The sequence below is a fragment of the Nocardia sp. NPDC050408 genome (genome assembly GCF_044458905.1).
Lineage (GTDB): Bacteria > Actinomycetota > Actinomycetes > Mycobacteriales > Mycobacteriaceae > Nocardia.
Window position 1 is genome coordinate 879804 of the sequence record NZ_JBITIL010000001.1, and the last position, 26409, is coordinate 906212.

General features: G+C 65.8%; 23 protein-coding genes and 1 pseudogene. 13 read left to right on the top strand and 11 right to left on the bottom strand.

What is annotated here, in order from left to right:
- Window positions 1-62 precede the first annotated feature (62 nt).
- The gene (locus tag ACIBJI_RS03875) at window positions 63-1118 is read right to left on the bottom strand and encodes a hypothetical protein (protein ID WP_397083074.1); all 1056 of its coding nucleotides are present in this window, start codon (window positions 1116-1118) and stop codon (window positions 63-65) included.
- A gap of 33 nt (window positions 1119-1151) precedes the next feature.
- Window positions 1152-1697: pseudogene (locus ACIBJI_RS03880) on the bottom strand (cutinase family protein); the annotation flags it as partial.
- 971 nt (window positions 1698-2668) lie between these two features.
- Here ACIBJI_RS03880 and ACIBJI_RS03885 point away from each other — a divergent pair.
- From ACIBJI_RS03885 to ACIBJI_RS03910, 6 genes are all read left to right on the top strand, one after another.
- Entirely contained in the window at window positions 2669-3838 is a 1170-nt protein-coding gene (locus ACIBJI_RS03885; protein ID WP_397082933.1) for an ice-binding family protein, read from the top strand.
- Window positions 3839-4371: 533 nt separating this feature from the next.
- Entirely contained in the window at window positions 4372-5178 is an 807-nt protein-coding gene (locus ACIBJI_RS03890; RefSeq protein ID WP_396957203.1) for a TIGR00730 family Rossman fold protein, read from the top strand.
- A complete protein-coding gene (locus ACIBJI_RS03895; protein WP_364344410.1) occupies window positions 5172-5774 on the top strand; it encodes a TIGR00730 family Rossman fold protein in 603 nt (200 codons plus the stop codon). Before ACIBJI_RS03890 ends, ACIBJI_RS03895 begins: the two co-directional genes overlap by 7 nt.
- Window positions 5775-5778: 4 nt before the next feature.
- Window positions 5779-7548 carry a long-chain-acyl-CoA synthetase gene (locus ACIBJI_RS03900; RefSeq protein WP_397082935.1) on the top strand — a complete coding sequence of 590 codons (1770 nt, stop codon included), beginning with the start codon at window positions 5779-5781 and terminating at the stop codon, window positions 7546-7548.
- A 300-nt stretch (window positions 7549-7848) separates the two neighbouring features.
- Window positions 7849-8733: a dihydropteroate synthase gene (gene folP / locus ACIBJI_RS03905; RefSeq protein ID WP_364344404.1), complete on the top strand. Its 885-nt coding sequence runs from the start codon at window positions 7849-7851 to the stop codon at window positions 8731-8733.
- A complete protein-coding gene (locus tag ACIBJI_RS03910) occupies window positions 8730-9671 on the top strand; it encodes a glucosyl-3-phosphoglycerate synthase (RefSeq protein WP_364344402.1) in 942 nt (313 codons plus the stop codon). The genes folP and ACIBJI_RS03910 overlap by 4 nt, the downstream gene beginning before the upstream one ends.
- A 51-nt stretch (window positions 9672-9722) precedes the next feature.
- On the opposite strand, the gene ACIBJI_RS03915 is transcribed toward ACIBJI_RS03910, so the two are convergent.
- Complete coding sequence (locus tag ACIBJI_RS03915; RefSeq protein ID WP_397082937.1) at window positions 9723-10382, bottom strand: SRPBCC family protein; 660 nt, start codon at window positions 10380-10382, stop codon at window positions 9723-9725.
- Between the two features lie 124 nt (window positions 10383-10506).
- Between ACIBJI_RS03915 and ACIBJI_RS03920 the strand changes: the two genes are divergently transcribed.
- The 5 genes from ACIBJI_RS03920 to ACIBJI_RS03940 all read left to right on the top strand — a co-directional run bounded on the left by ACIBJI_RS03920 (window position 10507) and on the right by ACIBJI_RS03940 (window position 16316).
- Entirely contained in the window at window positions 10507-11148 is a 642-nt protein-coding gene (locus tag ACIBJI_RS03920) for a TetR/AcrR family transcriptional regulator (protein WP_364344398.1), read from the top strand.
- Window positions 11149-11652: 504 nt separating this feature from the next.
- Complete coding sequence (locus tag ACIBJI_RS03925; protein ID WP_397082939.1) at window positions 11653-12645, top strand: zinc-binding dehydrogenase; 993 nt, start codon at window positions 11653-11655, stop codon at window positions 12643-12645.
- Between the two features lie 260 nt (window positions 12646-12905).
- Window positions 12906-13967: an RNA polymerase subunit sigma-70 gene (locus ACIBJI_RS03930; RefSeq protein WP_364344389.1), complete on the top strand. Its 1062-nt coding sequence runs from the start codon at window positions 12906-12908 to the stop codon at window positions 13965-13967.
- Window positions 13968-14165: 198 nt separating this feature from the next.
- On the top strand, window positions 14166-14831 hold the full coding sequence (locus ACIBJI_RS03935) for an SGNH/GDSL hydrolase family protein (protein ID WP_364344386.1): 666 nt from the start codon (window positions 14166-14168) through the stop codon (window positions 14829-14831).
- Between the two features lie 93 nt (window positions 14832-14924).
- Window positions 14925-16316, top strand: coding sequence for an MFS transporter (locus ACIBJI_RS03940; RefSeq protein WP_397082942.1), 1392 nt, complete (start codon window positions 14925-14927; stop codon window positions 16314-16316).
- A 16-nt stretch (window positions 16317-16332) separates the two neighbouring features.
- On the opposite strand, the gene ACIBJI_RS03945 is transcribed toward ACIBJI_RS03940, so the two are convergent.
- Window positions 16333-17742, bottom strand: coding sequence for a PLP-dependent aminotransferase family protein (locus tag ACIBJI_RS03945; RefSeq protein ID WP_364344380.1), 1410 nt, complete (start codon window positions 17740-17742; stop codon window positions 16333-16335).
- A 63-nt stretch (window positions 17743-17805) separates the two neighbouring features.
- Here ACIBJI_RS03945 and ACIBJI_RS03950 point away from each other — a divergent pair, with 63 nt between their 5' ends.
- A complete protein-coding gene (locus tag ACIBJI_RS03950) occupies window positions 17806-18126 on the top strand; it encodes a cupin domain-containing protein (RefSeq protein WP_364344377.1) in 321 nt (106 codons plus the stop codon).
- 144 nt (window positions 18127-18270) lie between these two features.
- Here ACIBJI_RS03950 and ACIBJI_RS03955 read toward each other — a convergent pair whose 3' ends face one another.
- The 7 genes from ACIBJI_RS03955 to sigE form a co-directional block, all read right to left on the bottom strand.
- Window positions 18271-19116, bottom strand: a complete 846-nt coding sequence (locus ACIBJI_RS03955) for an alpha/beta fold hydrolase (protein WP_397082944.1) — start codon at window positions 19114-19116, stop codon at window positions 18271-18273.
- 368 nt (window positions 19117-19484) lie between these two features.
- Window positions 19485-20561 (bottom strand): XdhC family protein, encoded by a 1077-nt coding sequence (locus ACIBJI_RS03960; protein WP_396957196.1) that lies wholly within the window; start codon window positions 20559-20561, stop codon window positions 19485-19487.
- 424 nt (window positions 20562-20985) lie between these two features.
- Window positions 20986-21840 (bottom strand): hypothetical protein, encoded by an 855-nt coding sequence (locus ACIBJI_RS03965; protein WP_364344371.1) that lies wholly within the window; start codon window positions 21838-21840, stop codon window positions 20986-20988.
- A gap of 264 nt (window positions 21841-22104) precedes the next feature.
- On the bottom strand, window positions 22105-22521 hold the full coding sequence (gene tatB, locus ACIBJI_RS03970) for a Sec-independent protein translocase protein TatB (protein WP_364344368.1): 417 nt from the start codon (window positions 22519-22521) through the stop codon (window positions 22105-22107).
- A 55-nt stretch (window positions 22522-22576) separates the two neighbouring features.
- A complete protein-coding gene (locus ACIBJI_RS03975; RefSeq protein WP_396957195.1) occupies window positions 22577-24163 on the bottom strand; it encodes a trypsin-like peptidase domain-containing protein in 1587 nt (528 codons plus the stop codon).
- 10 nt (window positions 24164-24173) lie between these two features.
- On the bottom strand, window positions 24174-24560 hold the full coding sequence (locus tag ACIBJI_RS03980) for a hypothetical protein (RefSeq protein WP_040695126.1): 387 nt from the start codon (window positions 24558-24560) through the stop codon (window positions 24174-24176).
- A gap of 89 nt (window positions 24561-24649) precedes the next feature.
- The gene (gene sigE / locus ACIBJI_RS03985; RefSeq protein ID WP_364344615.1) at window positions 24650-25255 is read right to left on the bottom strand and encodes an RNA polymerase sigma factor SigE; all 606 of its coding nucleotides are present in this window, start codon (window positions 25253-25255) and stop codon (window positions 24650-24652) included.
- A 466-nt stretch (window positions 25256-25721) separates the two neighbouring features.
- Between sigE and ACIBJI_RS03990 the strand changes: the two genes are divergently transcribed.
- Complete coding sequence (locus tag ACIBJI_RS03990) at window positions 25722-26354, top strand: O-methyltransferase (RefSeq protein ID WP_396957194.1); 633 nt, start codon at window positions 25722-25724, stop codon at window positions 26352-26354.
- Window positions 26355-26409 lie beyond the last annotated feature (55 nt).

The following is a 26409-nucleotide window of genomic DNA, read 5'->3' on the forward strand; positions in this document are numbered from 1 at the left end:
TGGGCCACTCTGCGCCGTGGCCGACCCGCAGCCACTGCAAAGTGGTGATTTGTCGGTATTCCCTACAGGAGCTCACGCACCGACACCGCGATAACCGACATGGCTCCGACTGCTGTGGCTATCGGCGGCGCGCTCCGATACCAGCTGGCGCTGTTCGAGGCTGAGTTCGTGGACCCGGCAAGAAAGTCGGATCGGACACCCGCGTCATCGCGAGCGGCGAGCCGATATCGAAGCAGGCGCCACGAAACCGGGAACATCAGGAGCATCCACAGGCAATACCACATTGCGATATCGGGGTCAGCGGTAACGGATGCTGACATGTCTTTCCGTGGTGCGCGATGTAGAAGCGTGGATTTGGCCGTAGCTGATTCGGCGGCCTGTATCGCCGGTGGAGCTGCATCGCCTGGTGCTACGGCCTGATGTGGATCCATAGGTTGACTGGGAACACTCGGTGCAGCGGAAGCCTTGGCATTGGTGACGGAGCCTGTCCGAGTGGAGAGACTGCGTGCCAGCGCTGAAAACCAGTCCGCGACGAATTGGGTGGGCGTCTGGCCGGTTTCGGTGACGGATTCCCATGCATAGGCGCCGTGGCGTGCGACAACATCCTGATATCTCGCCCACGTTGCGGGTTCGAGTAGCGCGGCGTTGTCTGCGACGGCAAAGGCGACCGCGTCGAACGCTTGTGTCACCAGGTTCCCGGTGGGTTCGATCGGCACCGAAGGGAATCGCGGGCCGGTAACTTTTTCCGTAAGGAGGGCAATGCCGTCCAAAGGTTGATTCTCGCCGACGCTGAGAATTTCGGCGACTTCGCTCGGTTCGAGTGTCACGCCTACTACGGCGAGCAAAATATTGAGCGCGACTGTACCCACTTTGAGCAACGCTGCCTGCGCGTCGGGACCATAAACCGGCACCCGCGGGTCCGAGGCTTCCGAAAGGCGCTGACTGAGCGTTCTTTCCGACGTCAGCGTCAGTGTTTCGACCGTGTTGCCGTCCAAGTCATTGCTTGCCACGGCGGCGGCGGTCTTCACGGTTGTCGCGACAACAGCTTGAAGGATCGAGGACAGTGCGGTGAATGGGTCGAGCGGGGATAGCAGTGCCTGGCCGATGATGTTCGTCAACGCGTGCAGTATCGGTGCGCCGGTGGGTGCGTCGCAGGCGAGGTCTTCTGCAATGCACACCGAGGCCACGCGTCCGGAGAGAGCGCCGAAGTCTGCGGCAATGTCTTGTTGCGGTCCGATGCCACCGCCAGCGGGCATCGTCTGTGCGACTGGCGGCAACCCCGCCAATGCTGTTCGGTCGGTGCCGGGCGCGGGGGCGGGTGTGCGCTGTCCCGGCGCGCCGGGGAACACCGGTGCCCCCGGGTCACGGGTCGGGTCGCCGAAGAGTGCGGCGCCGGCTATCTTGTCCGGTTCCACCACACCGTATCCGAGCCCTACCTCCCGCAGGAACAACGAAACAACGTGCGCCCCTTGTGAATATCCCAGCAAAGCCAGGCGAGTGTTCTCGCATCTATTGCTGATTCCGCGGGCCATGCTCCGCAGCTCGTCGAGCCCGGCGGAGACGGATTGCGCGTACGACGACGAGGTAGCGCCGGGCACGATCCCGCCGAATGCCGCGGGATAGGGAACGTATGCGCGATCGACCGCTCCGGGCTTCGAGATGCTGGCCAGCATTGGTGTGAAAACGCCCGACAGCATGCCGGTGTCGACGGTGGGCGATGCGCTGAGAGAGGACTGCCCTGTGCCCTGAACACCGAGGGTGTACAGGGCCGGGCAGTCGGTCGGATCGAATTCCGGAGCAGCGGTAGCGGGTTCGGCGACGACGGCGCCGGTCGCTGCGGCGACTGCACACACGCCGGTTACGGCGAGTGCTCGAGCTATCTTCCTCGACACTACGATCCGACCTCTCACAGACTCGGGCTTCTACTTGGACGTGCCGTACTTCACGTTCATTCCGCTGGATTGTCATTGCCCCTAGAGCAGGCCGCCGGTCAGAAAATGGAGTGTGTCTCCAGCGACGGCGAGAAGTCCTGTGACGAGGTTGATTACGGGCTGGAGGATCATTCGAACAGCCTCTCGGTTGATCATCTCTGTATCGGTTCGGCGTAGCGAATTGTTTGCGGCCCGACCCCCGACCGACTCTTTTGAGATGTCGGGGGTCGGGCCGCAAACCGGGCATTCGTGTCAGAGCAGCGAGTGGACCAGAACGCTGACGACACCGGTGAGAAGGTTGCCCACGATCGGCAGCAGACCGCTGAGGAGACCCATGTTTGTTTAACCTCTTCCTGTTTGGTGATTGGTGTTCCCCCGAAGACGGGCCTCGAGGGTGCTTGCGTGGTCGCCCGCCAGAAGAGGGATCGCGCATTGTTTTGCGAACCGCTGATACTCCCGTGGCGAGACTCGACCGTGACACCGATTCAGTAGCAAGCACACTGACGCGAGCATCGCCCACGCCCCGCTACATCGGCATCGAAAGGTACTTCGTAAGTCGCGCGACCCTGGATGGGTTAATTTCTGGCTTCGACTTATTGGCGTGGTCGGGCCGGTTTGGAAGCTTCTAGAACAGCGGTGAGCAAATCGCGGCGGGTCGACCCATCCACGCTGTCCAGTTGCATCGAAGACAGACAGTGACATTCACACGTGTGCCGTGCAACGGCGAAGGGAAACCAGTGACATTGCCGTCCAACTCGCCCCGGGCGCGTCCGGTCGGACGATTGATCATCGCTGCGGTGACGGTTGTGGCCGCCACAGTCCTGCTGATATTCAATGGGATAGCGTCAGCGGCCCAGCCCCCTGTCGGGTTGGGGACGGCCACATCCTTTGCGGTATTGGCGGGTCAGACGGTCACCAACACGGGACCCACGATCATCTCCGGTGATGTGGGGGTCAGTCCAGGGAGTGCGGTTACCGGGTTTCCGCCGGGACTTATTACCCCCGGAACGGGAACCATCCACGCTGCCGACGCGGTGGCGTTGCAAGCACAAACAGATCTGACTACGGCATATAACGATGCTGCGGGTCGCGGTCCTGCCACCGCCGCTCCCCCTGATCTCGGCGGCCAAACACTGGTCGCGGGGGTGTATAACACGGCGGGCCCCATGGGCCTAACCGGGACAGTCACCCTCGATGGGCAAAATGATCCCAACTCGGTCTGGATCTTCCAAGCGGGATCTACGTTGATCACGGCATCGAACAGCACGGTCGCCCTCATCAACGGGGCCTCACCGTGCAACGTCTTCTGGCAGGTGGGTAGTTCCGCGACATTGGGCACCAACACTACCTTCGTCGGAACCATCATGGCGTTGACCTCGATCTCGGCGCAGACCGGAACCATCGTGGAGGGACGGCTGTTGGCACGAAACGGCCAGGTCAGCCTGGACAACAACAGGATCACCCGACCCAACTGCACTATCCCACCGACGTCCACGACTACAGCGCCGCCGACAACGACAACGACAACGACAGTGCCGCCGACGACGACGACAGCGCCGCCGACAACGCCGGCGACAACGCCGGCGACAACCATCCCCTTCCCGCCCGGTGGCGGTGGCGGAGTTATTCCCGTCATCCCCGGTGGCGGCGGCGGTGTCGGTGGCGGTGGCGGTGTCGGAGTTCTCCCCATCCCCATCCCGATCCCTATTCCCATCCCCATTCCGATTCCCGGTGGCGGTATTCCGGGTGGACCGGGTGGACCGGGTGGACCAGGTGAACAAGGACCGGGCGAGCAAGGACCCGGCGAGGAAGGACCCGGTGAGGAAGGACCGGGCGAGCAAGGACCCGGCGGTGGCGGGGACGTCCCCGAAGGCTCTCCAGAAACGGGTGGGGGTGGTACTGCCTAGCCTGGGCAATTCACCGCACTGATCGGTGGCAAGCTCGGCCCCGCACTGAACGAGGTCACACGCCGCCGCTCCGGCTAGGCAGCCGTACCGAATTGCATTGAGGGGTGGCACCGACAAGCGGTGCCACCCCTCAACTATGTCCCGCCGACGAATGGAACCCCGCACACCTCACCGACGACCGACCGCGACAGACCGCACCGCACGCCGGACCCAACCCCGTCTTCCCCCTGCAACCCCGCCCTCCTCGCTGGCCCGGCCCGACCGGGCGAACCAAACACACCGCGTCATTCAGCACCGCCCTACACACACGTCGGCCGAATTCTTGATGACTAGATAGCAATTGGCCTCAGAACACCCGGTACTGTCTGCACCATGACCAGCGGCGGTGCGTTTAGAGAGCACACCGGTAACTCGTCGGGGACGGGCTGACTTGCCCGCAGCTTCTACCGCCGCGCGCCAACGTCATAGTTGCCGCGACTGAGTCCGGCGCCTGAAGGTTCGGGGAGGCGGGGGAGCCCGGTAGCGTGGGCGCTATGTCCACCGGAGCCGCCGATAACGAGATCGCAAGCACGCCGAAGTCGACACCCAAATTCCGCGGGCCGATCATGTTCCGCCGCGATCGCAAACCGGGCGGCACCGCCGACCAGAACCTCTTGGACCGGCATGGACCCAGCGATTGGGTGCATACCGATCCGTGGCGGGTATTGCGCATCCAGGCCGAATTCGTCGAGGGCTTCGGCGCGCTCGCCGAATTGCCGCGCGCGGTCACCGTCTTCGGTTCGGCCCGCACGCCACCGGGGCATCCGGAATATCACGCCGCCATGGCCATCGGCGGTGCGCTGGCACAGGCCGGATTCGCGGTGATCACCGGCGGCGGCCCCGGCGTGATGGAGGCCGCGAACCGGGGCACGTCGGAGGCGGGCGGGTATTCGATCGGACTCGGCATCGAGTTGCCGTTCGAGCAGAGCCTCAACGAATGGGTCGACCTCGGCATCAACTTCCGCTACTTCTTCGCGCGCAAGACCATGTTCGTGAAGTACTCCCAGGCATTCATCTGTCTGCCGGGCGGATTCGGCACCCTGGACGAGCTGTTCGAGGCGCTCACCCTGGTGCAGACCCACAAGATCACCCGCTTCCCGATCATCCTGTTCGGCAGCAAATACTGGGCCGGACTCGTCGACTGGCTACGCGATTCGCTCGGCGGCTCCGGCAAGATCTCACCCGGCGACCTCGGCCTGCTGCATGTGACCGATAGCGTCGAGGAGGTCGTGCAGATCATTCTGGCCACCGCGGACGGTGCCACCGACACCGATGCGCTCGGGACGGAGGATCAGTGGTGAGCCAAGGCGGATACGCGGTCTGCGTCTACTGCTCGGCCAGCACCGCCGATCCGGCGATGCTCGCCCTCGCCGCCCGGGTCGGCACCGAGATCGCAAGGCGCGGTTGGCGATTGGTGTCCGGCGGTGGTCACGTCTCGATGATGGGCGCGGTCGCCACCGGTGCCCGTGCGGGCGGTGCGCACACCATCGGGGTGATCCCGAAACACTTGGTGCACAAGGAAGTAGCCGATGTCGACGCCGACGAGCTGATCGTCACCGACACCATGCGCCAACGCAAACAGGTCATGGAGGACCGCGCCGACGCCTTCCTCACCTTGCCCGGTGGCATCGGCACGCTGGAGGAGTTCTTCGAAACCTGGACCGGCGGTTACCTGGGCCAACACGATAAGCCCGTGGTTGTCCTCGATCCCGATGGTTTCTATCGAGGTCTGTTCGACTGGCTGGACAAACTCTACGATCGGAAGTTCGTGTCCCAGTCGGCCATGGCCCGGATCACCGTGGTCAACGATCTGTCTGCGGCCTTCGCCGCACTGAAACCGGTGCAGGTATCCGAGGTGACGCAGGAGCCGGGCACCACCCTCGACGAGGAGGTTTGACGCAGTGAGCACTGGCGCCCGCCCGAAGGTCAGCCTATTCGATATCGCGAAGCGGTTGCCGCTCATGGCATTGGACGCACCGTCCATGCTGCGCGGCGCGCTCGGCATGCTGGTGGGGCCGGATGACAAATCCTCGGTCGGTCTGTACTTCCAGCGCAACGCGCACCGGCATCCGGACCGGCCGTTCCTGAAGTACGAGGGCGAAACCTTCAGCTACCGCGCGGCCAACGCCCAGGTGAACCGGTACGCGCGGGTGCTGGCCGACCGTGGCGTGCAGCGCGGTGACGTGGTCGGCGTGCTGATGACCAATCGTCCGGAAACCCTGTTCGTGGCGCTGGCCACCGTGAAACTCGGTGCGACGGTCGGCCTGCTGAACCACCACCAGCGCGACCAGGTGCTCGCCCATAGCTTCGGGCTACTCGATAGCGTGCTCAATGTGGTCGGGGAGGAATGCCAGGCAGCATTGGACTCCCTCGCCGAACCCCTTGCCAATGTGGTCTTTTCGCAGGAGCTGCACGAGGCGGCCGAGGACGCAGACCCGGCCGATCCGGCGAGTTGCGCGCAGATAACCGCCAAGGAACGCGCCTTCCTGATTTTCACCTCCGGCACCACCGGCTTGCCCAAGGCCAGCGTGATGACCCATCTACGTTGGACCAAGAGCATGTCCGGTCTCGGCGGACTCGGAATTCGCCTGAACGGCAACGACACGCTGTACTGCTGCCTGCCGCTCTATCACAACAACGCACTGACCGTCGCGCTGTCGTCGGTGCTCGCCGCGGGCGGCACCTTCGCGCTCGGTAGGCAGTTCTCCGCCTCCCGGTTCTGGGACGAGATCATCCGGGAGCAGGCCACCGCGTTCATCTACATCGGTGAACTCTGCCGCTATCTGGTCAATCAGCCGGGCAAGGCGACCGATCGGCAGCACCGGGTCCGGCTCGCCGTCGGCAATGGTCTGCGGCCGGAGCTGTGGGACGAGTTCAAGAGCCGCTTCGGCATCGGTCGGATCGTCGAGTTCTATGGCGCCAGCGAGGTGAATATCGCCTTCGTCAACGCCTTCGGGGTGGATCGCACCGCGGGCTTCGGGCCGCTGCCCTATGCCATCGTCGAATACGACGACGCGACCGGAAAGGCCAAGCGCGACAAGGACGGTCGGCTGCGCCGGGTGCCGGGCGGCGGGGTCGGTCTGCTGCTGGCCAAGGTCACCGATCGCTCGCCCGCCGACGGCTACACCGATAAGGCCGCCTCCGAGGCGAAGCTGGTCCGCGATGGCTTCACCGACGGCGACGTCTGGTTCGATACCGGCGATCTGGTCCGTGATCAGGGCTGGCATCACATCGCATTCGTCGATCGGCTCGGCGATACCTTCCGCTGGAAGGGTGAGAATGTCGCAACCACCGAGGTCGAGGGTGTGCTCGCCGAATCCGACGCGATCTCGCAGGCAGTCGTCTTCGGCGTGGATATCCCGGGCACCGATGGCAAGGCGGGCATGGCGGCGGTGACGCTGTACCCGGATGCCGAATTCGACGGTCGCGCGCTCGCCGAACTGGCCTACTCCCGGTTGCCCGGCTATGCGGTCCCACTGTTCATCCGGGTCGTCGCCGAGCTCGAGCAGACCTCCACCTTCAAGAGCCGCAAGGTCGAACTCCGCAAGCAGGGCTACGAATCCGATGCCGACAGCCAGCTATATGTGCTCGCCGGTCGAGCCGACGGCTACATCCCGGCCTACGACGAATACGCCGCCGACGTCGCCGCAGCCCGCGCCCCCAAGAACTAGCGCTGCGTCCAGATAGCTCCTGCTGTATCGAGCCTTGGTTCGAGGGTTACCTCGAACGCAGTCGAATGGTGCGCGCCCACGCCGCATCGACGGCCATGTCACTGCGCTCGTCGAGCAGCCGGAGCGGGTGGCGCGGCAAGCTATCTGCACGATGCGCTAGGCCGATCGTTCGGCGGCGGATTGGGTGCATGCGACGAGTTACCCAGGTGCTCGCCGATCCCGTTGTTGCGCGTCCCAAGAATGTGCCGTCCACAACCCGTTCCGTGGGGGCGTGTTACAGGACTAGGTACAGTCGGGTGCATGTTCAGCCCCACCGCAGCGCCGCTTCCCACCTTGTGCGGCAAGCCGGTGGCGACGGATCGGGCGCTGGTCATGGCCATCGTCAACCGCACCCCCGACTCCTTCTACGACCAGGGCGCCACCTTCACCGACGCGGCCGCCATGGACGCGGTCGCGCGCGCCGTCGACGAGGGCGCCGATCTAGTCGATATCGGCGGGGTGAAGGCCGGTCCGGGCACGCTGGTCGACGCGGCGGAAGAGGCCCGCCGCGTGGTCCCGTTCGTCGCGGCGATCCGGGAAAAGTATCCGGAGCTACTGATCAGCATCGATACCTGGCGCGCCGAGGTGGCCGAGGCCGCCGTCACCGCCGGCGCGGATCTGATCAATGACACCTGGGCGGGCGCCGATCCGGATCTGGTGCGCGTGGCCGCCGATCGCGGCGTCGGCATCGTTTGCAGCCATACCGGTGGGGCCGTCCCGCGCACCCGGCCGCATCGGGTGCGCTACGCCGATGTGGTGGCAGAAGTAACGCAAACCGTGCGCCGCGCCGCAGAAGATGCGGTTGCGGCCGGGGTTCGTAAGGATTCGATTCTGATCGATCCGACCCATGATTTCGGCAAAAACACTTACCACGGGATCGAGTTGTTGCGGGGAATAGACATTCTTGTAAATACCGGATGGCCAGTCTTGATGGCGCTGAGCAACAAGGATTTTATCGGGGAGACTTTAGGTGTCGGTCTATCCGAACGGTTGGAGGGCACATTGGCAGCAACAGCATGGTCGGCGGCCGCCGGCGCCCGAGTCTTCCGAGTGCACGAGGTCGCCGAAACCCGGCGCGTCGTGGACATGATCGCCGCGATACAGGGCATCCGGCCCCCCGCACGAACCCTGCGAGGTCTGGTATGAATTTCCACCACCACGACAGCCCGCTCTGGGCGACGACGAATACCTGGGACACCCCGGACTGGACGGTCGAGGAACTGATCGCCGCCAAGCGCGGACGCACCGTCTCGGTGGTGCTGCCCGCGCTGAACGAAGAGAACACCGTCGCCGATGTGGTGGCCAGCATTCGGCCGCTGCTGGGCACGCTGGTCGATGAGCTGATCGTGCTCGATTCCGGATCGACGGACGCCACCGCCGAACGCGCGCTCGCCGCGGGCGCCGAGGTGATCAGTCGGGAACAGGCCGTCCCCGAACTCGATCCGATGCCGGGTAAGGGCGAGGTGCTGTGGCGGTCGCTGGCGGTGACCAGCGGCGATGTCATCGCCTTCGTCGACTCCGATCTCATCGACCCGGATCCGGCCTTCGTGCCGAAGCTGCTCGGCCCGCTGCTGCTGGTCGACGATATGCATCTGGTGAAGGCCTACTACCGCAGGCCGCTGCGGCAGGCCGGTGCCGTTGACGCGCACGGTGGCGGTCGCGTCACCGAACTCGTGGCCCGTCCGCTGCTCGCTGCATTACGTCCGGAACTGTCGCAGGTGCTGCAGCCGCTCGGCGGCGAATACGCCGGCACCCGCGAATTGCTGACCTCGGTACCGTTCGCCCCCGGCTACGGCGTGGAGATCGGCCTGCTCCTCGACACCTACGATCGCCTCGGCCTATCCGCGATCGGTCAGGTGAATCTGGGTGTGCGCACCCACCGCAACCGCCCACTCGCCGATCTCGGCATAATGAGCCGCCAAATCCTCGGCACCGTCCTCGGCCGCAGCGGTGTGCAGGATTCCGGTGCGGCGCTGACCCAATTCCCGCTGATCGGCGATGCCTTCACCGCGCACAGCACGGAGGTCTCCCTCGCCGACCGCCCGGCGATGAATACGCTGCGCCCGGCCTGCGCCGCGGCCTGAGACAACCACGACGAACCCCAGGTGCTCCGAGCGCCCGGGGTTCGTCGTCTTCTATCCTTCGGCGGCGGTCCGCAGGTCGGCCAGCCAGGCTTCCAGACCGGCGCCGAGAAAGTGGGTGGAGGTCGGTACGTCCGCTTCGACCTGGGCTCCGTTCCAGTTCTCCTCGGTGCGCACCAGGACGCCGCCCTCCATCGGTGTGAAGGTCCAGACATGGATGCCGCCGTCGATGCGCATCCCGTCACCGATCGCCGGGCCGCTCCAGCGGATGCACCGTTCGGGTTGTAACTGCCGGACGGTGGAGGTGATGGTCAGGGTGGTCGCGGGGGTGGTGGCGGTGGCGGGGGCGGGAGTGGTCCACCGGAACTGCGAACCAGCCTGCAGTGGTCCCGAGTCGAGGCGCTTCATGCTGGTGACCGGCTTCTGCCAGGACGGCCAGCGTTCCACGTCGGTCTGCAGGTTCCAGATGGTGTCCAGTGGCGCGTTGATCAGGATCTCGGTCCGATAGTGGATCGGTGCGGCGGGATCGATGCCCGCCCCGTCGCAGGTCAGTGGTGTCGCGTCCGCAGTGGGGCCGTCGGCGAGGGCCGGTCTGGCGGTGGTTCCCAGAATCGCGGCGGTCAGCGCGATCCCGATCAGGGCGGCTCGCCCGCGGCGGCGGGTGGCGGCCTCGGCTTGCGCCTTCGGTGTGCTGGACGGGCGAGTATCGGTCATGGCGCTACTCCTTGTTAGTGGCTCTTGCTTTAGTTAGACCTTATAACTGCATTTTGTGAGAAGCAAGAGCAAAAGTGATAGCCTCTAACTGGATGGCGGCGGGTACTGCCGGAAGGAGTTGCCGATGACCGAAACCGGTGCGAAGAGCCCGCGAGAGCGCTATCGAGTGCAGATGCGGGCGGAGATCAAGCAGTGCGCCCGGGAGCAGATCGCTACGGCAGGCGCGTCGGCATTGTCGCTCAACGCGATCGCCAAACAGGTGGGGGTGAGCGGTCCCGCGCTGTACCGGTACTTCGCCAGCCGCGACGAGTTGATCACCGAACTCATTCGCGACGCCTACCGCAGCCTCGCCGACACCCTGCGCGCGGCTCGAGACTCCGGCGCCGACGTGGCCGTGCTTGCCAACGCGCTACGGGAATGGGCCTTGGCCGATCCTCAGCGCTACTTCCTCATCTACGGCACACCCATCCCCGGATACCACGCCCCCGACGACACCACCGAGATCTCGAACGAAATCATGACGATGTTGATCGAGGCATTCTCCGCGCTGTCCCCGGACAAGCCGACGACACCGTTCGACGCCCACCTCGAACACCATCGCCGGTGGGCCGCCGACCACTCGGTACCGGTCACGACCCTGCGCCACGCGATATCCTTCTGGACCCGACTCCACGGCGTCCTCTCCCTCGAACTCGCCGGACACTTCACCGGAATGGAGTTCGACCCCGCCCTGCTGTTCGCCGACGAGCTGAACACTCTTCGGTAGCCGCACCCAGCGAACCTCGTCCGCAGGCTGCCCAGTTGTGGCCGATCCGAACACTTCACTGCCGTCAGGTTCGGGGTAGCCGTACTGCAGGCATGCGCGCGTATCACCGGGACGCGACGACGGCGCCTCGGCGGGTCGTGCGAGTGCTTCATCGGCGCCGCGTGCGACGAGCTGCGCGTGCTGATGTTGGAGCGCGGTTCGACTGGCCGGTGCCGTATCGAGGGTTGTTCGGCAGGGTGCTGGTTTCTGGTAACGGCTCGGTGCCCGCCCGGGCGGGGATTGCGCTGGCCGGATGTTGGGAGGTCGGCGCTGTTGCGAATCGACTGCGGACGCGCTGAACGCGGGATGGTCGGCACACGCGCCTCCGATGCCCTGCACGACCTCCGCCTCGTGTACCTACGACGACCCGCGGCCGCCGATTCCTTTCTGAGTTGGCCGATGTCTACATGTCGACGGTGCGGCACCGACCGCGACGAGGCAAGCCGAGAAAGAGAGTTGATTGCCGTGCGTATTCCCAGCACTATGCGCGCCCTGCAGCAGACCTCGCTGATGGGTCCGCAGGATATGTGTTTGATCACCGACGCGCCGGTACCGGTGCCCGGCCCGGGCGAGATCCTGATCCGGGTCGAGGCCGCTGGTGTCAACTTCGCCGATATATCGAGGGCCTATGGCACCTTCCTCGGCGGCCCGCAGCCACCGTATCTGGCGGGTTTCGAGGCAGCGGGAGAGGTCGTGGCGGTGGGCGAGGCGGTGACCGGCCCGCAGCCGGGTGCCCGCGTTATCGGCGTCGGCGACGGGGCTTTCGCCGAGTACATGATCCTGCCCGCGGCCGCGGCGGTGCCGGTACCGGTGGATTGGAGTGCTGAGCAGGCGCTGGGCCTGGTCGTGAACTGGCCCACCGCGCTGGCCGCGCTCAGGCCTGGGGGCCGCATCGCCACGGGGGAGACCGTGCTGATCCATGCCGCGGCGGGCGCGACCGGCCAGGCCGCGGTGATCATGGCCAAGCACTACGGTGCGACGGTCATCGCCACTGCCTCGCCGGGCAAGCACGAGACGGTGCGGGCACTCGGCGCCGACCACGTCCTGGACTCCCGCATCGAGGACCTGGCCGCTGAGGTACTGAAGCTGACCGGCGGCCTCGGCGCCGATCTGGTGCTCGAGTCCGCCGGCGGCGCCACCTTCGACGCCAGCCTGGCCGCGACCAAGCGGATCACCGGCCGGATCGTCGTCTACGGCGTGGCAGGCGGTGAAGCCGCGATCACCAACTGGGAGCTGGTGTACAAGCATCAGGTCCACATCATCGGACTCAACATCGGCGTGTTGAGCCAGGCCGCACCGCAGATCTTCGGCGAGCTCATGGGTGAGCTGTCCGCGCTCATCTCCGCTGGCGTCCTCACCCCCGTCGGCCCCACCGTCTACGACTTGTTCGACGGCCCGAAGGTCCTCGCAGAACTGGAATCCCGCGCCACCACCGGCAAATTGGCGCTACTGCCCTGAGCGCCCGCTGACCTGGGTTTCGATTCCTTCGCAACAGCGTCCCGGTCGTAATGGGCAACGGTCCCGAGCGGCGGGATCGATCGGGACAAGGAGCAGTGCATGGCAAGCAGGCAATCCACGGCGGGAGTTGAGACGTACCGGGGGTGGTTGAGGGTTCCGGCGGCCGACCACGAGTGGACGCCCCGAGACGAACACCTGTTGGTGGACGACTGGGATGTCATCGCGAGTCCGACCGCCCGGCCGCGGCTTAAACTCGCGGCATGACGGCGGACGCGCTCGAGGCGGCGAACCAGGACCGGTTCGCCGCCGAAACCGAGCGATTCCGCCGGGAGTTGCTGGCGCACTGCTACCGCATGGTCGGCTCGGCCCACGATGCGGAGGACCTGGTACAGGAAACGTATCTTCGAGCGTGGCGGTCCTATGCCGGATTCGAGGGCCGCGCGTCGATTCGGTCCTGGCTCTACAAGATCGCCACCAATGTCTGCCTGACGGCGTTGCAGCCGCGCCGGAACCGGGTGCTGCCCTCGGGGCTGGCAGGTCCATACGACGGACCCGATCGCCAGCCGAGTCACGTTGCGCCGGGCGAGGTTTCGTGGCTCGAACCGTTGCCGGACGGGTGGATCGCCCCGCCCGCCGACGATCCGGCCGCGGCGGTGATCGCGCGCGAGTCGCTACGGCTGGCACTCATCGCCAGCCTGCAGCACCTACCCGCCCGCCAGCGCGCGATTCTCATCCTGCGCGAGGTGCTGGCGTTCTCCGCGGCCGAAACCGCGGAGATTCTCGGCACCACGACGGCGGCGGTCAAGAGCGGTCTGCAGCGCGCCCGCGCCCGGCTGGACGAACTCGAGCCCGCATCCGAGGAACTGCTCGAACCGACCGACCAGCGGGCACGTGCACTACTCGACGGCTACATCGCAGCATTCGAACACTCCGATGCCGGTCTGCTGGAACAAGTGCTGCGCACGGACGCCACGCTGGAGGCGACGCCATTCCGCGAGTGGTACGCGGGCCGGATGAGCTGCATCCACATGCTCGACGCATACGTGCTCGGCACGCCGGGCAGCTGGCGGATGCTCGCCACCACAGCCAACGGCCAGCCCGCCGCCGTCATCTACTACCGGGACGCCGACGGTGTATTCCGGGCAAACGGCATCGTGGTGCTGGCCCCAACTCCTACCGGCGTCTCCCGCGTGATCGCGCTTCACGATCCGGCGCTGGTCGCGATGTTCGACTTCCCGGACGTGCTCGCACACCGAACTCGAACCGGAAGTGGCAGCTCGCCCGATTCCGGCGGTCTTCGCGGCGCTTCATCGGTGTCCTGAATTCCCCGCCGCCCGACCCGATATCGATTCCCGGATCGGACACCTACTGAACCGACGCGCTTCTCCGCATGACCGGACACTGGCGGCAAGCTCGGTTATCACCAACGGTGATGAGTTCCAACACCTTCCGAATCTCCACGGCTCCGTCCGTGATATTCACGCTTGAGAAAACATACGATCGACCGTATGTTCTTCTGTATGGAGCAACACACTTTCACCGAGGCGACCGACCCGTTCTGCCTCGACCGGGCGGATGCCGTGGCATTGCTGACCGAGGCCCCGTGGGGCAGGTATGCCGTTATCGGCGACAGCCTTTCGGCGGGAACCGGCGACCCCACCCCCGGCTACCAGAATCAGGGCTGGTCAGACCGGGTTGCCGAGGTCTTACTGGCTGTCCGGTCGGATCTGGATTACCTCAATGTCTCCGAGATCGGGGCAACAACCGCCCAGACGCTCGAGAACCAGGCGGCCCGGATGCTCGAGTTCTCCCCGGACCTGCTCCACCTGCCATGCGGGGCCAACGACATCGTGCGGCGCAGGCCGGACTTCGGCGAGATAGAGCGAACGCTTCGGCAGATGTACGACCTGGCGAAGGGGACCGGCGCCTTGCTGACCACTTTTACGCTCGGCAGGGCGTATGTCGTCCCGGTCTTCCCTGACTGGCCGGATCGGATCGCCGCGGTCAACGAGATCGTGCGCGGGCTGGCTTCCGAATACGACGCCGTCGTGGTGGACATGTGGGATCACCCGATCAACGACCGCGACAACCTGCTCAGTGCGGATCGCATCCACTTCTCGACTTCCGGGCAGGCCGTTATGGCGGCCGAGGTGGTCAAGAAGCTGGCTAATTCCCTAGGACGATAAACCCCGACGAATAAGAGGTCTCTTATCGTGGCAAGTAGTCAGCAATCAGCTATCCAGCCGGTAGTGGCCGCGGAAGCTGACGCCATTCCGTGGATGACGATATCGGTTGTCTTGACCGCCCTTTTCATCGCTGTTCTCGACTCGTTCATCGTCGTGGTCGCCGACCCCTCGATCGTGGCGGACCTGCATGCCTCCGCCGGCGATGTCCAGTGGGTCATGGCGGGTTATCAGCTGAGTTACGCGGTCTTCATCATTGCCGCTACGCGCGTCGCCGACCGGTACGGCCGCAAGCGGATTTTCCTTCTCGGGGTGGCCCTTTTCACGCTGTCATCAGTCGTTTGCGCACTGTCACCGAACGCAGGCAGCCTCATCGCCGCTCGTGTCGTCCAGGGCCTAGGAGCCGCGTTGATGGTTCCCCAGGTGTTCGCGTACGTCACGGTGCTGGTGCCGGCGGCGCGGCGGCACAGCGTATACGGCGTGCTCGGCATCGTCATAGGTATGGCCACCATCGGCGGACAGATCATCGGCGGACTGCTGATCGGCGCCGATCTGTTCGACTCGGGCTGGCGCCTGGTGTTCTGGGTGAACGTGCCGATCGGAATTGTCATGTTCGCGCTCGCCCTCCGATATGTACCGGAGACAGGCTCAGCCGCCACTCGCAAGCTGGACATGCCCGGCGTCCTGGTGCTCAGCGCCGCACTATTCCTCTTGGTGCTCCCGCTGATCCAGGGGCAGGAGGCCGGGTGGCCAGGGTGGGTCTGGGCTTGCTTCGCGGGCAGCGCGATCGCGTTCGGCTTGTTCGTCGCGATCGAGCGGGGCCTGGAACGGCGGGGCGGAGATCCGTTGGTACCGCTGACCCTGTTCAGACAGCACTCCTTCTCGGTCGGGATCATTCTCGTCCTGACCCTGTACGCGCTGATCTACTCGTATTACCTAGCCTTGTCGGTAACGCTGCAGCAAGGCCTGGGTATGTCGGCACTCGGCGCGGGCCTGGTCTACACGCCGGCGGCCATCGCATTTTTCGTGTTCAGCATGGTAGCGAGCCGGATCATCCCGAAGTATGGACGACGGGTCCTGGAGGTTGGGGCGATCATGTTGGCGAGCGGTTACCTGGCGACCGGCCTCTTGCTGGTGTCCGGCCCGCGGATCACTGCACTGCTGGTGATCCCCACCCTCGTTCTGCAGAGCGCCGGTGGCGGACTGGTCATCACGCCGGCGCTCAACACAGTGCTGAGCCGCGTCGAGCCGGAGTCGGCAGGTGTCGCGTCCGGGGCGTTGTCCACGGCTCAGCAGTGTGGCGGCGCGCTAGGTGTAGCCGTTATCGGAGCGGTCTACTTCAGCTCATTTCATCCCGCGGCAGTCGGCAGGGTTGCCGCCGCCGGCCATGCTTTTGCCGTCGCCTCCTTCGGGACGTTCGTCATCGCTGTCATAGCGGGCATTGTCGTCTTTCTTCTGCCGAAGCGCCCAGCGGACCAGACCGAATAAGTCCCCGCGAATCGGTCTAGACAGCAAGTGGTGGTGCTGCCGGAGCGGGCTGGTCAGGTGGTTCGTAGCTCCGCCATGCCTCGGCCAAGCGGCGTGCGGCCTCGCGTAGGTTGCCGGGATCGGCGACGAAGCTGATTCGGATGTAGTCGATGCTGCCGCCGGAGGCGTCGAGACCGGCGCCGGGCAGGATCGCGACACCGTGCCGCAGGGCGCGCTGGGCGAACGAGGTGCCGTCCCCGTGGGGCAGCCGGATCCACAGTGTCTGACCGCCGGACACCGTGGGGACCTCCCATTCCGGTAGGCGCTCGGCCAGCTCGGTCACCAGAAGATCGTGACTTTCCTTGCGCTGCCGCACAATTCGCTCGCGCAGCGGATCCAGGTTGCGAAGTAGCCAGGCAGCGGCCAACTGAGCTGGAATGTTGCCGCCGAGATCGTGCACGGCGCGCAGCCGGGCCAACCGGGCGATCACCGGGATCGGGGCACGCACCCAGCCGATACGCAGTCCACCCCAGACGATCTTGCTGAGCGAACCGATGGATATCACGGACTCGTCGTGGGCAGCCAACGGCGGTGGTGGCGGATCGGTCCCCGGGAATCCGAGTTCGGTCAGCACCTCGTCGTCGATCAACGGCACCCCGGCCGTTCTCGCCGACTCGACCAGTGTCCGCCGAGCCAGCGCGGGAAGCACTGCCCCCGTGGGGTTCTGGTAGGTCGCCACAACATAGGCGAGCGCCGCCGGGGTCACCGCGCCCAGGCCCACCGGACCTGTCCGCGGCATCGCCGCGACCTCCCGAAACGCCTCCAGCGCACCGGGATAGGTCGGCGCCTCCACTAGTACCCGGTCGCCGGGCCGCAGCAGCGCGCGGGCGAGCAAGGACAGCGCCTGCTGTCCCCCACCGGTGACGAGAATCTGCTCCGGATCGGTCGGCACGCCACGTGCCGAGTATCGATCGGCAATCGTCGTGCGCAGCAGCGGATGTCCGGTCGGCCGATACCCGATGTCGCCTTCGGCGGCAGCGAGTTCGGGCAGGATGTGCTGATACGCCTGAGCCACCTCGGGCGGCGGTGTCGCGGGGGCGGCACAGGCGAGCGCGATGACATCGGCGTCCGGTTCGAGCAGCTGCAGAAAAGCCGGAGAATGGGTGGTCTCCCGGGCTGGGAGCGCTCCCGGTCCCGCGACCCGGGTGCCGCTACCCTGTCGGCGCACCACCCGCCCCTCCACACTGAGCAGGTCGTAGGCCGCAACGACCGTACTGCGCCCCACCGCAAGTGCTTTCGCGAGCCTGCGGTCGGGCGGCAACCGCAGGCCCGACCGCAGCTCACCGTCATCGATCAACGTCCGCAATCGCCCGGCCAACAGCAGATACAGCGGTCCTCGGTCGGCGGACCAGCGACCGAGCCGGTCGGCAAGTTCGATTGGCTCCATACGCAAACCATTCTGCCCCGATTGGCTCTAGGGGCACGACCCTGCCGTCGCGAGGATGAAGTCATGAGCAAGATCTCGATCACCGATGTCGTCGATGACCTGACCGGACCATGGCAGCCGCGGGACCTGGCTACGGCAAACGACGCCGTAGTACGCATCGCCCGCTTCCACGGCGCATTCCCCTGGCACCACCACGACGAGGACGAACTGTTCCTGTGCTGGAGCGGCACCTTCCGCATCGAACTACAAGACCATGAGCCGGTGACGCTCGTTCCCGGCGAAATCTTCGTCGTTCCGCGCGGAGTCGAGCATCGGCCGGTGGCCGAGGAACCGGCTCACGGGATCATGATCGAACGACCCGAAACCAAACAGTACGGCAACTGAAGACGACGGAGCGGCCGATACAAGCCAGTCGGCCGCGGCTCCGGCCCGGGCCACTCACTCAACACACGATATGTAGCTGATGAGCGGATGCCGGCGCGGGTCGAAGGCCGTGGCCTGGCTGATGGTGAGCTCTCTGCCATGTCGTCAGTGACCTGCGCTTTGCTGTGCGGCGGCGGCTTCTCGAGCGGCGGCGGCGATGGCGCGGAAGTCTTTGCGCACGATGCTGGTGTGGTTGCTGGTGACCTTCGCGCTCACCTGAACGTTGGGGTTGCGGGCGAGCACCGGATCCAGGGTGGCGCGCATCGCCGCGTGTCCTTCCTCGGTGGCGCCTTGGGCGGCGCCGGAGCCCACGACGAACCGCATCGGGAAGGTGACGAGGTCGAAGACGGGGTCGCTGGCGGCGACGATCTCGTTCAGCTCGATGTTGACCTCGGCGGCCTGTGCGGGGTTCATCCGAGCGGCCAAACCCAGCAGGCTGGCCATCGCCATCGGTACCCGCATCTGCCGGAACAGCCGCCGGATCTCCTCCCGTCCGGCCTCGCGGTCACCGTTATCGACGGTGGCCAGGTAGTCCCACGGATAGCCGCCGTCGACCATGACCACTCCGGCGACACGGTCGGGATTGCGTGTGGCCCAATGCAATGCGAGCGCTGCCCCGTAGGACCAGCCCACCAGCAGCGGTCGCTGCACACCGCGTGCGGCGAGGACGGCGTCGATATCGCGCAGGCAGCCCTCGAACGAATAGTCCGCCGACTTCTTCGACTTGCCGCGAGCGCGCTCGTCGTAGGTGATGTGGCGCCAGTCGGTGCCGAGTTCGGAGATGACGGGCCGCCAGCTGCGTTGGGTAGCGTAGGAGCCGTTGAGGTAGAGCACCGGACGACCGGGGCCGCCGGTGTCGGTCACCGCCAGTGCGGTGTCGTCGACGGCAACCATGCCCGTCCAGGTCGAGTCGTTCCGGCTGCTGTTCGAGTTCTTCGCTGTGTTGTTCATGCCAATACTGTCACCGGCCCGGCTGACACCGACCTGATACCGATCTGACGTGCCAACTGACATGGTGTTCGGCCTGGTCACAGCGGGCAAGTAGGGGCGAACAGGTCACCGGTCCGCAGCTCCGTATGTGACCACGCAGATCTCGGGCGCCCGCCACCAGAACTCTTGCCCAAGATCTCCGAATGCGGACAAGAGCACCGAACCCGGTTCCATCCGATGACCCGGTCAGCCCGACGGCATATCGATTGATCGACAGGGAATAGGAATTGGTCGGCGAGAAGTCCGGGCGGGCAGTGCTCGACCTGGCCGGTGCGTCGATCACGTTGGATCTTGCGGCACTGGTAAGTAGCAGGGCGTAGATCGCTGGGTCAATGATGGATCGGGCCGTCGGTTCGTGCCAATGGCCGGGCTGACGCACCCCCACGCTCGGCGAGAATCTGGGCGGCTATCGAGATGGCGGTTTCGTCGGGCGTATGGGCATTGAGGTCAAGGCCTAGTGGGCTTTTCAGGCGTGCCAGCTGATCGTCAGTGATACCCGCTGCACGCAGGCGTGCTATGCGTTCGGCATGTGTGCGCCGCGAACCCAGTGCCCCGACGAAACCGATTTCAGCGATGCCCAACGCCGCCACGAGCATCGGCACATCGAATTTGGTGTCGTGGGTGAGAACACAGACCACGGTGCGCGCATCGATGCGTCCGGCGGCGTGCTCGGCGGTCAGATAGCGGTGCGGCCAGTCGACGACTACCTCATGGGCGGAGGGGAATCGGGCTGGGGTGGTGAAGGTTTCGCGGGCGTCGACGACGGTGACGCGGTAGCCGAGTTGGTGGCCCGTGCGGGCGAGGGCTCGAACGAAGTCATTGGCGCCCGCCAGGATCATGCGGGCCGGGGCGGCGAAGGTCTGGACGAAGACGCGCGGGCGCGGGGCCTGCACTGTTTCGCATTCGTCCGAGCCGACCAGACCACTGTGTCCGGCCGCGAGCAGCGCCTGCGCATCGCGGTCGACGCCGCGCCAGGGCTCGGAATCGCCGGGACGCAAGAGTTTCCAGTCCGGGGCGGCATCCAGGGTGGTGGCCAGCGAAACCGGCTGACCCGCCGCGATCGCCGCACGCAATGCCGAAAGCATCGGCAGCCGAGACTCATCGACGCGCTCGACGAAGACCTCGATCTCGCCCCCGCAGGTCAGCCCAACCGCGAAACCGTCGGCCTCGGCATATCCGAACCGATCCGATACCGCACGCCCACTGGCCAACACTTCCCGTGCCGACTCGACCACCGTGGCCTCGACACAGCCGCCCGATAACGAGCCGAGCACCTCACCATCTGCGGTAACCACCATCGCCGCGCCCAATTCGCGCGGCCCCGGCCCCGTCGCATCCACGATGCGGGCCAACGCCACCGGCTCTCGATCGGCCAACTGCACCAACTGTTCGAGCATCGTGCGCACGGCCACCGATCCTTTCCCGGGCGAAGCCTTTCGTCGTCGCTGCCCTCGAGCCTAGCTACCGACCAGTTCCTATGCGCTGCGCCCGAGTACGCTGCGCCCGAGTTCCCGCGGTGCGGCGTGCTCGACACCGTCCGGATGACTTCGCTCGGCCGCCTCGGCAAGCCGCGCTCGCAGATCCGCAAACCAGAGAAACCCCTCCCACCTGCATAGTTATCAGCTAGCTACCTTGATATCGCGGTTATCGAGCCGAGATGAAAGGTGTAGGTGATGTGTGACATATCGCGGGGTCATCGCGGGCTGCTGTGATCTACCTACCTGGGTTCACGGGCACAAGCGAGTATCGAGCGACTCCGCTGAACCCCACGGTGCCGCGCGACGGTCGCGAGCGCTACTTGATCGTCAAAGGTTTCCAACGGTCGACGCTTCAGCGTCGGAGGCCGGAGGTTGATCTCGGCTCAGCATCGTGCCGGTAAACCGGGGTGAGTAGATCCGCATCGACCGGTTCACCGGTGGAACGGTCGTAGCGGACGGCGACCAGTACCGAAAACAGATGTGTGGCAGCGCGTTCGTGTAGCGTCGCCAATCTGGTTGCGAGCAAACGGATTGCGCCGAGCGAGCCGGGCGGATGTAGACCGTCGATGATCAGCGCGGTGCCGCGCCCATCGGGACGCGGGAGCCGCGCGACATAGGCGATATCGTGCGGTTCCGGACCGCCGGGCCGGTATACCCGCCGGGCCGCCCGATCCTCGATGCCGCGCCGGGCATCCCCGGCCCGTGCCACCGCTCGCCGCAGTCGCGGATCGGCCGCGATGAGCTGACGAATGCTCGGCGAGAGTTCGGGCCCGCCGAGCACGATCAGCCCGTCCCGATTCAGGTCGACGGGTCGGCCCGGCAGGAAGTGTTCGACCGTTGCGGTGAAGCCGAGTTCGCGCAGTAGCTCCACCAGTCGTTGTGCCGCACTCGGATCCGGTGCGCCGAGCACTCGGCCGCCGCGCACCTCCGGTGCGATTACCGTGAGCGATCCGTGCCCGAAAAACAAACCTTCCGGTGCGGGACCCTGGGTACTCACCTGATGGATCCGCGCGCGGGAAAGTCCCGCCGCCGCACCGATTCTGGCAAAGGTCCAGCCTTCGGCGTGAAGTTCCCTGATCACCGCCCTGCGGATGCGGGTTAGCTCGTTGATGGTCTGCTGGGCCGCCGCCACCCCATCGGTGGCCGCCTTGAGTCGCTCGACTTTATCTTCGATCGCGAAAACGCGCGCCACGTCATCGGCCGACATGTGCGAAGTCTAGACATCTCGACACGATCAAGCGTCTAGTCTGCTTGACACCACAGACTTATTGCAGCCCTTGGCAACCACGACGGAGCGAGTCTTACGAGCGACGTTCGCGGCCCGTCTCGCGTCCGCACCGAAGGTGCGGCCATCGAACACAGCCGAGCCGTCGAAGCGCATGCGACGAAGTCGCGAGTCTCGACGGCTCGAACGCGAGACACCAGGGGGCCGCGAACACGCCGCGCCGAAGGCGCGGCAAATCGAACACAGTTACGTCGCGTCGGTGTCGATCGGCGGACGTTCGTTGTGCTCCAACGGCTTTTCGAGCTTGGGCATCGGGTAGTCCGGCATGCCGCTGCTGGTGCCGAGCAGGTCCTGCTTATCCGGAATCGCCTTCTCGAATTCGCGGAAAACCGAATCGTCGCCATTCAGAAGATGTTTGGTGACCATCTGACGCGGCGACATCTGGCGCAGCTCGTTCAGATCGGCCAGCGGCTTACGCAAGTCCTCGAATTCGGGTCCGAGCTCCTGCTGCAGCTGCTGGGTCGCGCCGCTGGCGTAGTCGCGAGCCTTGCGCAGGCTCTGCGTGGTCCAGCGAATCGCCCCGGGCAGTCGCTCCGGGCCGAGGATCACGAGGGCGGCGACGAGGAGGATGACCATCTCGCCCCAGCTGATGTTGCTGAACACGGGTCCAGGCTACCTGGGCCGACGTTGCCGAGCCGCTCCGGATTCCATCCGCGGCTCAGTCCGACTCCAGTGTGACCGGCACGTCCACCTGCCTGCCATCGCGGATCAACTGCACGTTAACCGTGTCGCCGATCTTGCGCTGCTGCACCGCGACCACCAGCTCGTCCGGGCCGGTCACCTCGCGATCGCCGATCTTCACGATGACGTCGTTCTCGACGATTCCGGCCTTGGCCGCGGGTCCGCCGGGTTCCACATCGGCGACGGCCGCACCGCTCATCACATCGTTTGCGACCTGCTTGCTGCGGGCGCTGAGACCGATCTTCGGGTGGTGCACCTGGCCGTCGTGGATCAGGGTCTGCGCGATACTGGTCACCATATCCACCGGAATCGCGAAGCCGAGGCCGACCGAACCGCCGGTCTCACTGCGGATCGCGGTATTGATGCCGATGACCCTGCCCTCCATGTCGACCAGTGCGCCACCGGAGTTACCCGGGTTGATCGAGGCGTCGGTCTGCACCGCGTCGATGACGGCCTTGGTATCGCTGCCCTCACCGGAAAGCGCGACCGGACGGTGCAGCGCACTGACGATGCCCGAGGTGACGGTCTTGCTCAGGCCGAGCGGCGAACCGATCGCCAGCACGTCGTCACCCACCTGGACGTCCTTGGACTTGCCCAGATTGGCGACAGTGAGATTCTTCACATCGACCTTGAGTACCGCAAGGTCGGTCTTCGGATCGCGTCCGACGATATTGGCGGGCACCCGGCTGCCGTCGGAGAAAGTCACCTGAATGGCGGCCCGGTTCGACTTGTCCTGTGCCGCCATCGAAATCACGTGATTGTTGGTGGCGATGTAGCCCCCACCGTCGATGACGACACCGGAACCGGTCGCGCCGTTGTCGCCGACGGTGACCCGGATCGATACCACCGAGGGCAGCACCGCATTGGCCACCTTGGCGATCAGACCGTGCGGGCGCTCGATCTCGCCCGACTGCTCCAGGGTGACCTTGCGCGATGTCAGCGGGGAGGTCGCCTCCGCGGTCAACCGGCCGACCAGTCCGCCGAGCACACCGATGGCCAGCGCGACGGCCGCGAGCAGGGCCAGCCCCTTGGGCGCCACCCGGGAGCCGAAGAGCACCTCCCTGGCCGAAAGCTTGCGCGCCTGCGGCAGCGGCGCGGGGCGCGGGGTCGCGACGGCGGGCGCGCCGAGGCGCGCGGCGGCATCGGGGTCGCGCCACGGATCGGCCGGACCGGCCACGGGGGCGCCGGTGTCGGTGGCGTCGGGATCACGCTGGAGGAGTTCGGTGGAGCCGTCGGGGCGTCCGAAGGCCTCGGCGAGCACCGCGTCGGGCGGGCTGTTGTGCAGTTCCGGCCCGACCTGCGGGACGACCGAACCGGCCGACCTGGGCTGCTCGCCGAATGAACCGGCCTGACCGGTGGGGCGGCGGAAAGCGCTCGCCGTGTGATTGTCCACGTGGGGGCGGTAGACCGGGCGCGGTCCGAGTGTCGGCGCGTCCGACGGCCTGAGGGAGGTGGCAGCCGGCGGTGCGGATGAATTCAGCTTCCCCCTGGTCGCCGAATCGGAGGTGTCGCCTGCGGTGGGCCGCGATTCCGACGGCCCGGAATTCGTCGATTCGGTGGTCACTCGGCAAACTCTACTTGCGCCACCAGGTTGTCCACCGGGTCGCGGTGAACGAATCGGTCAGAAATCCGAAAACCGCCTCGTTGCGGGGGCTTCCGGCGGGCGGCCGGGCGGCCGCGCTCGTCGCGCCGCCGGGTAGTTCGGCGAGCGGAATGCGGGTGAGGCTGTCGTGCAGATCGGTCGGAATCGACACCTGACCGGCCCGGCGCAGTGCGATCCGCGCCTGCTGCTGTGCATCGACCTCCGCCGCGCATTCGGGGCAGACGGAAAGATGTTGGGCGGCACGCAGATAGGCATTCATCCGCAGTTCGCCGTCCACATAGGCCGCGATCGCCTCGCTGGCCAGATGCTCGGTGGGACGGAAACGGGGACGACCTGACGTGCTGGCGTCGCCACTCATTCAGTGCTCACCCTTCCAACCGACTCATCCACTTCTGCGCTCGACCGAACGGATATCCGGCCGCCGGGTGCGGTACGGCTCGCGCCGGATCACCCCAGGTTCGCGTCAGCGGCGAACCGCTGCTCACTTCCATTATGCGCAAGGTAGTCGCGCAGCGCCTGACGGCCGCGGTGGATGCGGCTGCGCACGGTGCCGAGCTTGACACCGAGGGTCGCGCCGATCTCTTCGTAGGACAGACCCTCGATATCGCAGAGCACGACCGCCGCGCGGAACTCCGGAGCCAGCGAATCCAGGGCGGATTGCAGGTCGGGATCCAGGCGGGCGTCGTGATAGGCCTGCTCCGGGCTCGGGCCCTCGGCGGGCACCCGGTCGTAATCTTCGGGCAGCGCCTCCATCCGGATCCGGTTGCGCCTGCGCACCATGTCCAGGAACAGGTTCGTGGTGATGCGGTGCAGCCAGCCCTCGAAGGTGCCCGGCTGGTAATTCGACAGCGAACGGAAAACCCGGATGAAGGTTTCCTGGGTCAGATCATCGGCGTCCTGAGCGTCGCCGGAAAGTCGGTAGGCCAGCCGGTACACCCGGTCGGCATGTTCGCGGACCAACTCGTCCCAGGTCGGCATCGCGGAACGGTCGCCCGTCGCGTCGAAGGCCGCGGTGCCGGTCAGTTCGATTTCGGTGAGGTCCTCGTCGTGCATTTCGGCCTCCGTCGGGAGAACTTGCGCCGCTTCCGTCGGGAGAGCTTGCGCTGGCAGGGTGGCGAACTCGCGCGCCGCCCTGGCGTGAGCGACGTGCCCGGAGGCGGTAGCTTGCGTAACCACGGAGGGCACCTGGAGCGCCGAAAATGACCCTCTGTCCATATGGATGGTGATACCTCCTACTCGGGACCGTGGCTGCGGATCTAGTGGCGATCCGGGTCTCGGATCGTCACGTACGGTTACAACAGACGATCGGTATGTCGTTGTTCCCGCGCCCCCGTGCCGGACGGTCGGCTGGTCTTGCTTGCCCATACTCTTTCTTGCCTCGATATGCCGAGGGTGTGGAGATCCTGAGGGACACCTGAGAATCCCGCCCCCGCCCCCGCCGAACAATTAATCGCTCAGCCACGGGATAACGCTTCACCGATGAGCCAAACTTGCGACTTCGTGCCCTAGATTCATAGGCGTGGCATCGAATCTGGAGCGAAATCTCTCCTACGTGGAGGAATCCGTCGTGGAAGACGAGGTCCTCGTCAGCGCGCGTGAGCGGGCCACTGAACTCGGTGCGTTACCCGTACCACCCTCGGTAGGCGCCCTGCTGAGCATGTATGCCCAGCTGCTGAGCGCACGCGCGGTGGTAGAGGTGGGGACGGGCGCGGGGATCAGCGGCCTGTGGCTACTGGATGGCATGCGCGAGGACGGGACCCTGACCACCATCGATTCCGAACCCGAGCATCAGCGTGCGGCCAAGGAGGCGTTCCGCACCGCCGAGATCCCACCCGCGCGTACCCGATTGATCAACGGCCGAGCCCTCGATGTGCTGCCCCGGCTCGCCGACGGTGCCTATGACCTGGTGTTCATCGACGCCGCCCCGCTCGAGCATCCGCAATACGTCACCCAGGCCGTGCGGCTGCTGCGCGCCGGCGGCGCGATCGTGCTGCACAATGCGCTACTCGGTGGCCGGGTCCCGGACCAGACCCAGCGCGATCCCGCGACCCAGGCCGTACGCGCCGCGACCAGGGCGATCGCCGAGGATCCCGAACTCACCAGCGTGCTGATCCCGGTCGGGGACGGTCTGCTCTGCGCATCGCGCGGCTAGTAACCGTCCGGCTATTCATAAACGTTGGGAGCGTTTGGATTTCGTTGACCGTGTG